Here is a 16,012-nt window from a genome sequence, read left to right as displayed (position 1 = left end):
TTAAATTAGCGGTTCTCTAAACGATTATAATCAAACAGTCCATATTCAATCCCTCGATATTGTTTTGCTACTTTGTGCAAAATATCACTGTACAGCCAAAACTCAGGGTTGGTACGACGAATTCCAAACCGGCTTTTTAAAGAGCGATAGTCAGCCTCAACTTGCATCATTGGGAGTAACTGCGCAAATTCAGTCACTTGGTCTTGGTTATTCAAATACCAAATTGCTTCAGGGTAATCACCAATAAAACCAGGCACAATTGTTATTGTGTCTTCGGCAAATGCACGTTGTCCATCTTCATTCAATAAACTCGATATATTAAAGTGTGCATTGTGGTGAATCAAAGTATACGCTTGATGCTCGCCATCTGTTTCTTTTACTAAAACATATGAGACTTGTGGTAATAAATTAATTGCTTTAGCCGGCATTGCGTTCAATTGTTGTAATGGCTCTGGAACTTGGGTGTAATCAAACCGAGGGCTTAATATTGGCTTTAAGGTACTTTTAATTAGCTTATATAATTCATGTTGTTGATCGTTTGTGTTGTACGTAATACCCGTTGGCTGACTAAACTCATCGCCACTTTTAAAGAAGTTAGTTAAACTTGTTGGCGATTTACGATACCAATTAGCTTTTAATTCTTGGCGCTGTTGTTTAGGTAATAATGCTAGAAAGTTTTGCTCTCCCTCTAGGCGTAAAAAGTCCATATACAAGCGAGTAAGCAATTGATGACCAACATTTCCATATACATCAAAGCCTGCAACTAACAAGTAATGAATACGTTCAAATAACGCATAATCAAGCACCCACATTGTTTTTGGTTCTTGCCCTATTAAACCTTTAACGACGGTCGCACTATCGAAATGACGAAAAATTGTTAATGCAGCATTGTTATTGGTATTTTCACCACGCCACAGTAGATCGGTCGTTAAATGTTCGCCATTTTTAAACATTTTATTTGCTAATTTAACCTTTGCTTCTAAGTAAGTACTCTGGCGGTTCGCGTATTTAACCCAACTTGAAATTGGTAATGCATTACTTTCTTCAGCTGCAGGCAGTGCAAGCGCATCTTCATGCTGTAGCAGCATGTGCCCAACCTCTGGCGTGGCAACTTTATCAGGATCTGCAAACGCGACCCAAAAATGATCGTTAATAACATTTAACGCTATTTGACCACGACATACAGGCCCTTTAATAAATCCCATTATAATAAGTTCAGCTTCATCAAGCATAAACTGGTATTTAGATTTCACAGGCATTACAGCAAATACTTTAAACGGGTTTGATGCGATCTCAGGTTTATAACTAGGCATTGCTGTTACGGTATAATCAGGTTCAATAAACTGCGTATATAAACGGGCAAGCTTTGCGTCATCTAATGCTAAAGGTAAATGGGTTTTTGCTAGAATAGTTGATCGCTCGTGCATTAAACGGTAATAAACGCGATCTACTTTAGGGTCATCGTAGGGGCGACGTGTACTAATCAATTTAATATCTTCACCCGGCGGGGTACTGGAACGCACTAACTTAAAAAAACTTTTATTGTCGTCTTTACTGAAGTAAATATTTGCTAAATACCAGTGTTCAAAAATATAACGCGCAGTCAGTTGGTACTTTAAACTATCTTGGTTTAAAAACTGTTCCCACCGTAAAACCTGCGCTAGCGCTACTTTATCCGGCGCTGGGATATGCGCTACTTTTCCGCCTTCTTTTAGCCACTTTTCTAAGTGTTTAAATTCAGTTTGCGTTATCCCTGGTAATCCATAAGGCATACCAGCATGAGGTTGAGCTTTTGCAAAACGATCAAACTCGCCCATTGTCGTACAGCTCTGTTTGCGATCAAGAGAAAAATCAAATTCCTTACCTAGTACTCCTTCTTTCGGTAACGGTGAGCTCATTTTTAAAAGCAAACTATTATACAGCACACTCCCCGCTAAGTTGGCTTGCTCAGTTTGCGCACGCTCGTTCAATACAGGGGTAAAGTTTTGTTCACGCCACTGCTGCGTATCCGTTGCATCAAAAAGCAATCGACTTGGGTTCAAGGCTAATAAACGCGTGCCATCGTAAACAAGGTCTTTACTTAAGCCTCTATCAATACCTTCTGGCGATGAAAGTTTTAATTGGCAAGGCGCATCATAACAACCATGGCACACTACGCAGCGCGTATCTAATAACGGTTTTACATGCTGCAGAAATTCAGCTCCGCTGCCTGTGTTATGTGCAACTATTCGTGGTTGAATCTGTTCTTGGCCAAATATTTCATCGTAATGCGCAGCGCCTAAATAGGCGCAGCCACTCATTACTATTACCAAAAAGCTTACTAATAGAGACTTCTTCATTTTTTACTCGTCCTCATCCCCAAGATCAAACGTCGGCATCATATCCATTTGCGGTGATACAAATGTTTGCCCTGAATCCGTATCAAGCATCGCGCTCAATAGTGGACCGTGCGTTAACGTTAATTGGGCTTGATGTTCGTGGTTAAGTAAGTCTAAAAATAAAGGCGAGCTTGCCTCTAGTTGATAATCAGTAATGCTAATGCCAATACTGCTGTCTTCGCCCGGGTTTTGACACAGCTGGGCTAATACTGTTTCGTCTAATACCACTGTTAACAGTAAGTCGGGGGTTTCTAAATCGCGTGAATTTAACGTGTCATCAAAAAGGAATAACGGGAGGGTTAAATTACTGTTTTGCTCAAGTTCCATGCTCTGCTCTCAAATACTAAAATCGTTGATATGCCAGCATTATAGCAAAAATAATTTATTTAAAGTAAAACTGGCTTTCGATAAAGGAGCCAGTTTTATTTGTTATTGCGCGGTGCTTACCATGGCAAGGTCTCACCATTTGAGTGCCAAAAGCCTCCCGTATTCGTTATGTTTAATTCATTAATCCGCAGTATTAAACGCCCTGCTGCATCCTCAGGAGAAATATCACCTGCAAAATTAACCATTTGTGTTTGTACAAAACCGGGATGAAATAGCCCAACGGCAATTTGTTTGCCTTTCAATTCATGCGCCAAGCTTACTGATGCAGCATTTAGTGCAGCCTTTGACATTCGATAACCTATGTAACCACCCGAGCCGTTATCAGCAATTGAGCCCATACGACTGGTTATCATCGCTACTTTTGCATCAACACTAAGGCAATTAAGCAACGCATGAGTTACTCTGATTGGTGCAACTGCATTTATCGCTATTTGTTGGTTAATTGTATCAAAATCAATATCAGCCAGAGTTTCATTGTGGAAAACACCTGCATTATTTATCAACACATCAACTTTTTGGCCCTCTAGTTGGTTGCCAAGCGTTTCTATATCAGCTGAATTAGCAACATCTATATTACTGATCACATTTACACCCAAAGCTTTAAGCTCGGCAGTTGGGCTTCGGACCACGGCTGTTACTGCATACCCGAGTGCCAAATATTGCTGACATAAATTAAGACCTATACCACGGTTTGCGCCTGTGATTACTACGTGCTTTGTCATACGTTTGCTCCAATAAACAATCAATAGGTAAGACTTTGGGGCAAATATAAATAAAAAAAGCACCATGGTACTTTTTAATAAATTAGATGAGGGTCTACTTACCCTTCTGGATTAAAATTAGTTCAATCTAGGCAGAACACTTCGGACTGCCCATGTTGGCATTTATGCTACGTCGCCTATTTCTGGCGAGCAACCACACTATATAGGCTCGACCTTACCTAAATAGCAAATATACAGCTGCAAATTTAACCTCGGAATATAAACAGATCCTACCGTTACTTTATATCATCCGTAGTGGAGGTAATAATCGAAAACACTGCCCCTTGCGGATCTGTGATCACACTAAACCGACCAACGTCAGGAATATCTGTCGGTGGTACACATATTTCTCCTCCGAGTTGCTGTGCGTTTAATGCATAGCTATCACAGTCATCTACAGCTAAATAAATCATCCAGTGCGCTGGAATTTCCGCAGGCCATTCGTCTGTCATTTCAAGCATACCAGCTACAGGCTTACCATCGACTTTAAACAAAGTATAATCCATGTTTTCCATAGGTGTTATTTCACTTTCCCAGCCTAATAATTGACAATAAAAAGCGCGACTTTTTTCACTATTTCTAGTGGCTAATTCATGCCAATATGGCGTATTTAATTCACCTAATCGCTTACTCCCTTTATGCTGATTACCTTGCCAAAGAGCAAAAAGCGCACCTCCGGGCTCGTTTAATAGCACCATACGGCCAGCATCCATTACATCATGGGGACCAGCAATAATTTCTGCACCGAGTAACTTTGCTTGCTCTGCCACGCTATCAATATTATCGACGGCTATATACGCCAACCAATGGCTTGGTATATCTGATTGGGCTTGATCCACAGGCATTTGGTACATTGCAGCCACGTCATCACCTTGCTTTTGTAGCATGGTGTAATAAAGATCGTCGCCTATAGGTTGATCATCTGCTCCCCAGCCAAATAGCTCAGTGTAAAATGCTTTACCGTTCTTCCAATCAGATGTGCACAATTCTGACCAACAGAAAACACCGTGTGGATGGTTTGTTATTTTATCGCTCATAGTTTTCTCACTCGTGTTATACATATATTAAAGTTAAAGGAGAAAGCTATATTTGCCAACTTTTTATCACCTTTCCTATTTCGCCACTTTAATAGCCACGACATAAACACACAATTAATTATATTAATCACAACAGTTTAGTAAGAAACATTAGAATTAAATTAGTTTCACCTCATTTTCTGCGTAATTATCGAGATTGATAAAATAAGTAAATGAATGTATAAATACGAACGATTTTTACTACCCATAACAAATAGCGGAATTATTGTGACCTTTAAATATTATTTACCTTTTCTATTAACGCCTTTAGCTACACTTGCTAATCCTCAAACAGATATTGAACGGATCACAGTATCAACAACACGTAGTACGGCACCGGTAAGTACCGTTCCTGCTACCATTAATGTTATTAGCAGTGAAGATATTGCAAAACAACTTGCGCATACCCAAGATTTATCACAAATTCTAGGTAATTTGTTACCTAGTTTTTCACCAAGTCGCCAAAAAATGACTTCTTCTGGTGAGACATTGCGTGGCCGTGAACCGCTCTACATGATTGATGGCGTACCTCAATCAAACCCCCTAAGAAATGGTTCGCGTGATGGTAATACTATTGATCCTGCGATGATAGAACGTATTGAGGTGATAAGCGGTGCCAATGCAATTCAAGGTATGGGTGCCAGCGGCGGTATTATTAATATCATTACTAAAACACCTGGTGAAAATAACCATCATGTGAGCGCAGGCTTTAGCGCGCCAACCGCAGGGGGAAATGATACACAAAGTTATAAAGCGAGTTATATATTTAGCCAAGAAAAAGATGATCTTAGTATCGTTGCGGGCATTTCAACGCGTAGTACCGGCATGTATCGTGACGGTCACGGTGATTTTGTCGGTGTTGATGGCACGCAAGGTGATACTCAAGACTCAACTAGCCTAGATGTGTTTTTTAAAGCTAAATACCAGTTAGATAATGAGCAAAGCATACACGCAATGCTCAACCACTATAAAATTGAAGGCAAGGGAAATTATGCCGCCATTAAAGGTGATCCCGCTAGCAATCTCCCTACTAGCGCTAAAAAAGGTAATGTTGCGGGTAATACGCCGCGTAACCGTGTAACCACAGCCACTGTTGACTATACCCATAATAATTTGGCAAACGGTCAGCTATCTGTCCAAGTGTTTATGCAAGACTTTGCCGCTATGTATGGCGGCGGTATTTTTGCGACTTTCCAAGATCCAGATTACATTAGTGAACTTTTTGACCAATCGCAAAATAAATCACAAAAATTTGGTAGCCGATTCACGTATGCTAAAGATAATTTAGTTGGCAGCAATTTTGATCTTGTTACTGGCCTTGACTTACTTAACGATGAAACCTATCAGGAGCTGGCACAAACAGGCCGTAATTGGGTACCTGAAACCAAATTTACTAATGCAGCGCCTTTCGCGCAATTGCGCTTTGATGGATTTGAAGATTGGACCCTTAACCTTGGCGCACGTTACGAATATGGAAAGTTGAAAATTAATGACTTCACGACCCTAGCCTCATACGGTAGCCAGTTTGTAGAAGGTGGTGACCCTAGTTTTAACGAGTTATTGGGTAACCTTGGTGTGGTTTATAAAGTTACTGATGATTTACGCCTATACGCCAGTTACAGCGAAGGCTTTAGCATGGCTGATGTAGGGCGAGTACTGCGTAGCATTAGCCAACCTGGTTTATCTGTAGAAAGTTTTTTAAACCTTGAACCTGTTATTTCCGATAATCGTGAAATTGGTTTTGAATATTCAAATGATTTATTAAACTTCAAAGCCAGCTATTTTGAGTCGACCTCTAAATTAGGGGCCCGCTTACAACCTAACGCAGATGGTATTTACAGTGTAAAACGTGAGCGGACTGAAATATCAGGCTTCGAGCTTAATGCCCAGTACTACTTAAATGACACCACTACATTTGGGACTAGCTTTGCTGATACGCAAGGTCAATATGATGGTGATGGCGATAATAAAGTAGAAAGCGATTTAGGCGGCAGTAACATTTCACCAACACGTTTAAATTTTTATTGGCAGCAACAATGGTCAAATAATATTGATAGTCGCTTACAAGTGAGCACCTTATTCGATCGTGACTTTAATACCGGCGGTGAGTTTGATGGTTACACAACACTAGACTTGTCTGTTAACTATCAAACTGAGCAATTCGGCGCATTTAGTGTGGGTATTGATAACCTTACTGATGAGTTTTATATAACCTATTATGGTCAAACAAATCCATCTGCAACACGTTACTTCTCAGGAACTGGACGTGTTATCAGCGTAAACTGGCAGCTTGGTTTTTAAGCATATACATAACTACTAAATATTAAAAAGAGCACTGCGGTGCTCTTTTTTTGATAAATCATAATCTAAAGGTTTAACGCTTTATCTCCTTCGGATTTTGTAAAATTAAATCCGAGCTACCAAACAAAAAATCACATCATCATAACTAATGATTTACCGCTTACAGCTCAAACCGCAGACATAAAAAAACCACCAAAGTGACCTTGTTCTAACTTTATGTCTTATTTTCGGGTTTCGTAGAACTTAACCCAAGCACCGCAGCAATAAAGTTAACGCCGAGCGGCTTAAAACTTACCGCTTACAGCTCAAATCGCAGCCATTAAAAAAGGTCACCGAAGTGACCTTTTTTTAATAATTAACTTAAACGTTAATTATTACTCTACGATAGTTGCTACAACACCAGCACCTACAGTACGGCCACCTTCACGGATAGCAAAACGAAGACCTTCATCCATCGCGATTGGCGAGATTAGAGTTACAGTCATCTTGATGTTATCACCAGGCATTACCATTTCTACGCCATCTGGTAACTGTACGTCACCAGTTACGTCAGTTGTACGGAAGTAGAACTGTGGACGGTAACCTTTGAAGAATGGAGTATGACGACCACCTTCATCTTTCGAAAGTACGTATACTTCTGAAGTGAATGTTGTATGCGGGTTGATTGAACCAGGCTTAGCTAGTACTTGACCACGTTCAACGTCTTCACGTTTAGTACCACGTAGAAGTGCGCCGATGTTTTCGCCAGCACGACCTTCGTCAAGAAGCTTACGGAACATTTCAACACCAGTACAAGTAGAACGAGTTGTATCATTGATACCAACAATTTCTACTTCGTCATTGATGCGGATGATACCAGCTTCAACACGACCAGTTACAACAGTACCACGACCCTGGATTGAGAAAACGTCTTCGATAGGCATGATGAATGGCTTATCGATGTCACGCTCTGGCTCTGGGATGTAAGTATCAAGTGCTTCTGCAAGCTCAACGATCTTATCTTCCCACTCTTTCTCGCCTTCTAACGCTTTAAGCGCAGAACCAGCGATTAGAGGTAAGTCATCACCTGGGAAATCGTATTCTGAAAGAAGTTCACGAACTTCCATTTCTACTAGTTCAAGTAGCTCTTCGTCATCAACCATGTCACATTTGTTCATGAACACGATGATGTAAGGAACGCCAACTTGACGAGAAAGAAGGATGTGCTCACGCGTTTGTGGCATAGGGCCATCAGTCGCAGCAACTACTAAGATAGCGCCATCCATTTGAGCAGCACCAGTGATCATGTTTTTAACATAATCGGCGTGACCAGGACAATCTACGTGTGCGTAGTGACGTGAAGGAGTGTCATATTCAACGTGAGACGTTGAAATAGTGATACCACGTTCGCGCTCTTCAGGAGCGTTATCGATTGATGCGAAATCTTTAGCAACACCGCCGTATACTTTTGCAAGTACGTTAGTGATTGCTGCAGTTAGTGTAGTTTTACCGTGGTCAACGTGGCCGATTGTACCAACGTTTACGTGCGGTTTTACGCGTTCAAACTTTTCTTTTGCCATCTTAAAAAATTCCTATAAAGAAATTAAAGGTCCAGTCCATTTTGGACTAAACCGAGCTAAAAATTACTTAACAGCGAGCTGCAATTATTTTATCTGCAACATTTTTTGAGGCTTCAGCGTACTTCAAAAACTCCATAGAGTATGAGGCACGGCCCTGTGTTGCAGATCGTAGATCAGTAGCATAACCAAACATTTCAGAAAGCGGAACCTGGGCGTTAACTAATTTTAGTCCACCTAGCGCATCTTCCATGCCTTCGATCATGCCGCGACGACGGTTTAAGTCGCCAACTACATCACCCATGTTTGCTTCAGGAGTGAGTACTTCAACCTTCATCATTGGCTCTAAAAGTACTGGGCTTGCATCAAGCGCACCCTGTCTCATTGCCAATGAACCTGCTATTTTAAATGCCATTTCATTCGAATCTACATCATGGAATGAACCATCATATAAAGTCGCTTTGACGCCAAGTAATGGGTAGCCTGCCAGCACACCTTGAGCCATTTGCTCTTGGATGCCTTTGTCTACCGCAGGGATGAACTCTTTTGGAACTGAACCACCTACGGTTTCGTTAACGAACTCGTAAATTGGTGCTTCATCATCCGAAATATCCATCGGTTCAAGTTTAAGCCAGACATGCCCATATTGACCACGTCCACCTGATTGACGTATGAATTTACCTTCAACTTTAACAGTTGAACGAATAGCTTCACGGTAAGAAACCTGCGGCTTACCAACGTTACATTCAACACTGAATTCACGTTTCATACGGTCGACAATGATATCAAGGTGAAGTTCACCCATACCAGAAATTATAGTCTGGCCCGATTCTTCGTCAGTTTGTACGCGAAAAGAAGGATCTTCTGCCGCTAATTTACTTAGCGCGATACCCATCTTATCTTGGTCAGCGATTGTGCGAGGCTCAACCGCAACAGAGATAACTGGTTCAGGGAATTCCATACGCTCAAGCGTAATTTTAGAATTCGGATCACACAGTGTTTCACCTGTTGTTACGTCTTTAAGACCAATAGCCGCCGCAATGTCGCCTGCGTAGACTTCTTTGATCTCTTCGCGTGAGTTTGAATGCATCTGAACGATACGGCCAAGGCGCTCACGTTTGCTTTTTACTGGGTTGTAAACCGCATCACCCTGTTTAACAGTACCAGAGTAAACGCGGAAGAAGGTTAAAGTACCAACGAACGGGTCTGTTGCAATCTTAAAAGCAAGTGCAGCAAACGGTGCATTGTCATTAGCAGGACGCTCTTCCTCAGTACCATCTTCAAGAATACCTTGAATTTGTTTTACTTGCGTTGGTGCAGGCATATATTCAACAACGCCATCAAGCACAGCTTGAACACCTTTGTTTTTAAATGCACTGCCACAGGTAACTGGGACGATTTCGTTTGCTAATGTACGCTGACGCAAAGCAGCTTTAATTTCTGCTTCGCTCAGGTCTTCACCTTCCAAATACTTATCCATTAGTTCTTCAGATGCTTCAGCAGCGCTCTCAACTAAGTTTGAGCGCCATTCTTCAGCTTGTTCCTGAAGGTCTGCCGGTATTGCCTCATAAGCGAAAGTCATTCCCTGGTCTTCATCATTCCAGTTAATCATTTTCATTTTTATAAGGTCAATAACACCTTTAAAGTCGTCCTCAGCGCCTACTGGCAACTGAATTGGAACAGGCGTTGCTCCAAGACGAGATTTCACCTGGCTAACAACCGCTAAGAAATCAGCGCCCGTGCGATCCATTTTATTTACGAAGATCATTCTAGGAACTTCGTATTTGTTCGCTTGACGCCAAACTGTCTCAGTTTGCGGCTGTACACCTGATGAAGCACAAAGCACAACTACCGCACCATCAAGTACACGTAAAGAACGCTCTACTTCAATAGTGAAATCCACGTGTCCTGGAGTATCAATAATATTGATACGATGGGCGTCAAATTGCGCGTCCATCCCTTTCCAGAAACACGTTGTAGCAGCAGAAGTGATTGTGATACCACGCTCTTGTTCCTGCTCCATCCAATCCATAGTTGCAGCGCCATCATGTACTTCACCGATCTTATGTGAAAGACCTGTGTAGAACAGAACTCGTTCTGTTGTGGTGGTTTTGCCTGCATCTACGTGAGCAACAATACCGATATTACGATAAAGCTCAACTGGAGTTGTACGTGCCATAAAATCCTCTTAAAGGTTAAAGACAGATTACCAACGGTAATGTGCGAATGCTTTATTCGCTTCAGCCATACGGTGAACGTCTTCACGTTTCTTAACCGCAGTGCCTTTGTTGTCAGAAGCGTCAACAAGTTCTTGAGCTAAACGTAAGCCCATAGATTTCTCGCCACGCTTACGTGCAGCGTCTACTAACCAACGCATACCTAATGCGTTGCGACGTACTGGACGTACTTCTACTGGTACTTGATACGTTGAACCACCAACACGGCGAGATTTAACCTCAACCTGTGGGCGGATGTTTTCAAGTGCAGTTTCAAAGATTTCAAGGTGCGATTTGCCTGATTTCTCAGCAGCCACATCTAGCGCACCGTAAACGATTTTTTCAGCAGTAGATTTCTTGCCGTCTAACATTACGATGTTAACGAATTTTGCAAGAAGTTCCGATCCGAACTTAGGATCTGGAAGAATTTTACGTTGACCTATTACGCGTCTTCTAGGCATTTTGTATCTCCGGTTTATTCAGGTTTGCTCTTTCGAGTCAATCACCCAAAACAATAATTAAAAATATTTAGTGCTTGGCCTTACTAACGGAAAACAATTAGCCTTTAGGGCGTTTTGCACCGTATTTAGAACGAGCTTGACGACGGTCGCTAACGCCTGCACAGTCAAGTGCACCACGAACAGTGTGAAAACGCACACCTGGTAAATCTTTAACACGACCACCACGGATTAGGATTACACTATGCTCTTGAAGGTTATGACCTTCACCACCAATGTATGAAGTTACTTCGAAACCGTTAGTTAAACGTACACGAGCTACTTTACGTAACGCCGAGTTTGGTTTCTTAGGTGTAGTTGTATATACGCGAGTACATACACCGCGCTTTTGCGGACACGCTTTAAGCGCAGCTGAGTTACTTTTCGTAACCTTGCTACGACGTGGCTTACGCACTAGCTGGTTAATAGTTGCCATTTAAATAGCTCCTGAAATTAAAATTACTACTGAAAAAATGAAAAAATCCGCCCTTTATTTACGTGCTCGTATCAAACGTGCAGGTAAATGGGTGGCGGAATTTTAATGAGCAAAGATTGACCTGTCAACCTAAACCGTTAGCAAGGCAGTAGATAACTACCTTGCTAAAAGCTAATCTATTGATTAGATTCAGTTTATTGATTTCCAGATAAATCTGCGTTTAAAGCGTCTGTTAGTGCTTGAGTTGCCTCTTCTGCACTTACTGTTTGCTCTTCAACGACTACTTTACTCTGCTTACGACGAGCCATACGTTCTTGATGATACGCAAAACCGGTACCGGCTGGGATCAATCGACCCACAATTACGTTTTCTTTCAGACCGCGAAGTTCATCGCTCTTACCATTTACAGCGGCTTCAGTTAGGACACGAGTTGTCTCCTGGAACGAGGCTGCTGAGATGAAAGATTCTGTCGCTAGTGATGCTTTAGTGATACCCATTAACTGGATTTCAAACTTAGCAGGTAACTTGCCTTGAGCTTCAAGATCACGGTTTGCGATATTAACGCGCGCCACTTCGATTTGCTCACCAGCTAAGAATTCACTATGACCACCGTCTGTAATGGTACATTTACGTATCATTTGACGGATAATTGTTTCAATGTGCTTGTCATTGATCTTAACGCCTTGCAAGCGGTAAACTTCTTGCACTTCGTTAACGATATAGTTAGCAACATGAGTCACACCACGTAGGCGTAAGATGTCATGTGGTGACTCAGGACCATCGGCGATAACTTCACCTTTAGACACTTGCTCACCTTCAAACACGTTAAGTTGACGCCATTTAGGGATCATTTCTTCGTAATGATCACCTTCTGGTGGAGTAATAACTAAACGCTTCTTACCTTTAGTCTCTTTACCAAAGCTAATCGTACCGGTTACTTCAGCTAAAATAGCTGGTTCTTTCGGTTTACGAGCTTCGAATAAATCGGCTACGCGTGGTAGACCACCCGTGATATCACGAGTTTTCGAACCTTCCTGCGGGATACGTGCTAACACGTCACCTGGGTTTGCTGTAACGCCGTCAATTACTTCAATCGTAGTGAATGAAGGAAGACGAGTTTCTTGCAAGCCGCGCTCTTCACTTTCGATGATAAGCTTAGGTTCTTTTGTATTCAACTTAGCAAGATCTTTAACAACTACACGGGTTAAGCCGGTTAGTTCATCAGTCTGTGCTTCAGTGTTTGAGTCATCGATATCACTGAATGATACTTTTGACTTATGCTCAAGAACGATTGGGTGACTATGCGGGTCCCAAGTAGCAACAATGTCGTTACCTTGAACTTCAGCATTATCTTGAACTGTTAATACTGCACCGTAAGGTACTTTATAACGCTCTTTCTCACGGCCATGACTATCGATGATAGTGATTTCCGTAGAACGTGAAGTAATAACAATCTTACCGTCAGTGTTTAATACATATTTAGCATTGTGAAGTTTCAATGTACCGTTAGTTTTAACTTGTACATTGTTCTCAGCAGATGCTCTAGATGCCGCACCACCGATGTGGAATGTACGCATCGTAAGCTGTGTACCTGGCTCACCGATTGATTGAGCCGCGATAACACCTACTGATTCACCCGCGTTGATGATATGACCACGTGCTAGGTCACGACCATAACACTTAGCACATACACCAAAGTCATTATCACATGTGATAACTGAACGTACGCGAACTTCATCAACTGAATGCTCTTCTAAAAGATCACACAGTTTTTCATCAAGCATGATATTACGTTCAACAAGTACAGTATTAGTACCTGGGATCACAATATCTTCAGCAACAACACGACCTAGAACACGTTCACGAAGTGCTTCTACAACATCACCACCTTCAATAAGCGGTTTCATTGTTAAGCCATCTTCTGTGCCACAGTCATCTTCATTGATTACCAAATCTTGTGCAACGTCTACTAGACGACGCGTTAGGTAACCCGAGTTCGCTGTTTTAAGTGCTGTATCGGCAAGACCTTTACGCGCACCATGCGTTGAGATGAAGTACTGAAGTACGTTTAGACCTTCACGGAAGTTAGCAGTGATTGGCGTCTCGATGATTGAACCATCTGGACGTGCCATTAGACCACGCATACCCGCCAGCTGACGGATCTGAGCAGCACTACCACGAGCACCTGAGTCGGCCATCATAAACACAGAGTTAAATGATGCTTGCTCTACTTCTTCACCTTTTGCATTAATAACTGTGTCTTTCGACAAGTTAGACATCATCTCACGTGATAGATTTTCATTTACACGTGACCAAATATCGATAACTTTATTGTACTTCTCACCAGCCGTTACAAGACCTGATTGGAATTGTTGGTTGATTTCAGTAACTTCAGCTTCTGCTGCTTCAATGATTTGTGCTTTAACCGGTGGGATAACTAAGTCATCAATACCGATAGAAACACCAGACTTCATTGCATAATGGAAACCGGTGTACATAACTTGGTCAGCAAACACAACAGTGTCTTTTAGACCTAGACGACGGTAACACTCATTCAATAAGCCAGAAATCTGCTTTTTACCTAATGGCTGGTTAATTGACGCGAACGGCATACCAGTTGGTAAAATAAGAGACAAAATTGCACGGCCAACAGTTGTTTCGATAACAGTAATAGTATCTTCTACTACACCATTTTCGTTTTTAACTGATTGGCTAATACGCACTTTCACGATTGCGTGAAGGTCTGCATTACCACTACGGTATGCTTTTTCTGCTTCTTTTGGATCTTTAAAGATTGCGCCTTCGCCTTTGGCGTTGATGCGATCACGAGTCATATAATAAAGACCCAATACAACATCCTGTGATGGAACGATGATTGGCTCACCATTCGCAGGAGATAGAATGTTGTTTGTCGACATCATAAGGGCACGCGCTTCAAGCTGTGCTTCAATCGTTAGCGGTACGTGTACCGCCATTTGGTCACCATCGAAATCGGCGTTGTACGCCGCACATACTAATGGGTGCAAATGGATTGCTTTACCTTCGATAAGCACAGGCTCAAACGCTTGGATACCCAAACGGTGAAGTGTTGGTGCACGGTTAAGTAATACTGGATGTTCACGAATTACTTCGTCTAGTACATCCCATACTTCCGGAACTTCACGTTCAACCATCTTCTTAGCAGCTTTGATCGTCGTAGCCATGCCGCGACGCTCTAATTTGCCATAGATGAATGGTTTAAATAACTCAAGTGCCATCTTCTTAGGAAGACCACATTGGTGAAGCTTAAGTGTAGGACCCACTGTGATTACAGAACGGCCTGAATAATCTACACGCTTACCAAGTAAGTTCTGACGGAAACGACCTTGCTTACCCTTGATCATATCAGCAAGAGATTTAAGCGGGCGCTTGTTAGAACCTGTAATTGCACGACCACGACGACCGTTATCAAGTAGCGCATCAACCGCTTCTTGTAACATACGTTTTTCGTTGCGTACGATAATGTCTGGTGCTGCTAAATCTAATAGACGCTTAAGACGGTTATTACGGTTAATAACACGACGGTAAAGGTCATTTAGATCTGAAGTCGCAAAACGGCCACCATCTAGTGGTACTAATGGACGTAGATCAGGTGGCAATACTGGAAGTACTGTCATGATCATCCACTCAGGGTTATTACCTGATTGGTGGAACGATTCCATTAATTTAAGACGTTTAGTGATCTTCTTACGCTTGGTTTCAGAGTTAATAGTTGGTAACTCTTCACGCATTTCAGCAATTAATTGTGCAAGATCGAGTTCACGAAGCAAGTCTAAAACTGCTTCAGCACCCATCTTAGCTTCAAACTCATCGCCGTGCTCTTCAAGTGCATCAAGGTATTCTTCTTCACCAAGTAATTGACTACGCTCAAGCGTTGTCATACCAGGCTCAGTTACTACGAATGATTCGAAGTAAAGAACACGTTCAATATCACGAAGTGTCATATCTAGCATTAAGCCGATACGTGACGGTAATGATTTTAAAAACCATATATGTGCAACTGGGCTCGCAAGGTCGATATGACCCATACGATCACGACGCACTTTAGTGAGTGTTACTTCAACGCCACACTTTTCACAGATCACACCACGGTGTTTAAGACGCTTATATTTACCACATAAGCATTCATAATCTTTCACTGGGCCGAAAATACGGGCACAGAATAAGCCATCGCGCTCAGGCTTGAAAGTACGGTAGTTAATAGTCTCAGGTTTCTTTACTTCACCGTATGACCATGAACGAACCATGTCTGGTGAAGCAAGACCAATGCGAATTGCATCGAATTCTTCGGTCTTATTTTGTTGCTTCAGAAACTTAAGTAAGTCTTTCACCTTAGCTCTCCTGTCGGAGTTAATCTTGAGGACG

General features: G+C 41.9%; 10 protein-coding genes. 1 reads left to right on the top strand and 9 read right to left on the bottom strand.

Going from position 1 to position 16,012, the window contains the following annotated elements:
- Positions 1-5: 5 nt before the first annotated feature.
- From HH219_RS05105 to HH219_RS05090, 4 genes are all read right to left on the bottom strand, one after another.
- Positions 6-2,339: a fatty acid cis/trans isomerase gene (locus tag HH219_RS05105; protein ID WP_169326821.1), complete on the bottom strand. Its 2,334-nt coding sequence runs from the start codon at positions 2,337-2,339 to the stop codon at positions 6-8.
- A gap of 3 nt (positions 2,340-2,342) precedes the next feature.
- Entirely contained in the window at positions 2,343-2,705 is a 363-nt protein-coding gene (locus HH219_RS05100; RefSeq protein WP_054204937.1) for a hypothetical protein, read from the bottom strand.
- A gap of 116 nt (positions 2,706-2,821) precedes the next feature.
- Positions 2,822-3,487: an SDR family oxidoreductase gene (locus HH219_RS05095; protein ID WP_054455802.1), complete on the bottom strand. Its 666-nt coding sequence runs from the start codon at positions 3,485-3,487 to the stop codon at positions 2,822-2,824.
- Between the two features lie 275 nt (positions 3,488-3,762).
- Complete coding sequence (locus HH219_RS05090; RefSeq protein WP_054204955.1) at positions 3,763-4,563, bottom strand: VOC family protein; 801 nt, start codon at positions 4,561-4,563, stop codon at positions 3,763-3,765.
- 267 nt (positions 4,564-4,830) lie between these two features.
- Between HH219_RS05090 and HH219_RS05085 the strand changes: the two genes are divergently transcribed.
- A complete protein-coding gene (locus HH219_RS05085; RefSeq protein ID WP_349251607.1) occupies positions 4,831-6,903 on the top strand; it encodes a TonB-dependent receptor in 2,073 nt (690 codons plus the stop codon).
- Positions 6,904-7,277: 374 nt separating this feature from the next.
- Here the strand turns inward: HH219_RS05085 and tuf are convergent, their stop codons facing one another.
- From tuf to rpoC, 5 genes are all read right to left on the bottom strand, one after another.
- Entirely contained in the window at positions 7,278-8,462 is a 1,185-nt protein-coding gene (gene tuf / locus HH219_RS05080) for an elongation factor Tu (protein WP_169326819.1), read from the bottom strand.
- Positions 8,463-8,529: 67 nt separating this feature from the next.
- Positions 8,530-10,638, bottom strand: coding sequence for an elongation factor G (gene fusA, locus HH219_RS05075; protein WP_054206872.1), 2,109 nt, complete (start codon positions 10,636-10,638; stop codon positions 8,530-8,532).
- A 27-nt stretch (positions 10,639-10,665) separates the two neighbouring features.
- Positions 10,666-11,136 carry a 30S ribosomal protein S7 gene (rpsG, locus tag HH219_RS05070; RefSeq protein WP_054206871.1) on the bottom strand — a complete coding sequence of 157 codons (471 nt, stop codon included), beginning with the start codon at positions 11,134-11,136 and terminating at the stop codon, positions 10,666-10,668.
- 97 nt (positions 11,137-11,233) lie between these two features.
- Entirely contained in the window at positions 11,234-11,608 is a 375-nt protein-coding gene (rpsL, locus tag HH219_RS05065; protein ID WP_002958885.1) for a 30S ribosomal protein S12, read from the bottom strand.
- Between the two features lie 194 nt (positions 11,609-11,802).
- Complete coding sequence (gene rpoC / locus HH219_RS05060) at positions 11,803-15,978, bottom strand: DNA-directed RNA polymerase subunit beta' (RefSeq protein ID WP_054206870.1); 4,176 nt, start codon at positions 15,976-15,978, stop codon at positions 11,803-11,805.
- Positions 15,979-16,012 lie beyond the last annotated feature (34 nt).

It is taken from the genome of Pseudoalteromonas sp. NEC-BIFX-2020_015, assembly GCF_012952265.1.
GTDB classification, from domain to species: Bacteria; Pseudomonadota; Gammaproteobacteria; order Enterobacterales; family Alteromonadaceae; genus Pseudoalteromonas; species Pseudoalteromonas neustonica.
The sequence above is the reverse complement of the archived record's forward strand: the minus strand, read 5'-3'. Positions and strand labels throughout refer to the sequence as shown.

Coding starts and splice junctions, on each gene's coding strand:
- HH219_RS05105 (WP_169326821.1), bottom strand. CDS start 2,339: ATGAAGAAGTCTCTATTAGTAAGCTTTTTGGTAATAGTAATGAGTGGC.
- HH219_RS05100 (WP_054204937.1), bottom strand. CDS start 2,705: ATGGAACTTGAGCAAAACAGTAATTTAACCCTCCCGTTATTCCTTTTT.
- HH219_RS05095 (WP_054455802.1), bottom strand. CDS start 3,487: ATGACAAAGCACGTAGTAATCACAGGCGCAAACCGTGGTATAGGTCTT.
- HH219_RS05090 (WP_054204955.1), bottom strand. CDS start 4,563: ATGAGCGATAAAATAACAAACCATCCACACGGTGTTTTCTGTTGGTCA.
- tuf (WP_169326819.1), bottom strand. CDS start 8,462: ATGGCAAAAGAAAAGTTTGAACGCGTAAAACCGCACGTAAACGTTGGT.
- fusA (WP_054206872.1), bottom strand. CDS start 10,638: ATGGCACGTACAACTCCAGTTGAGCTTTATCGTAATATCGGTATTGTT.
- rpsG (WP_054206871.1), bottom strand. CDS start 11,136: ATGCCTAGAAGACGCGTAATAGGTCAACGTAAAATTCTTCCAGATCCT.
- rpsL (WP_002958885.1), bottom strand. CDS start 11,608: ATGGCAACTATTAACCAGCTAGTGCGTAAGCCACGTCGTAGCAAGGTT.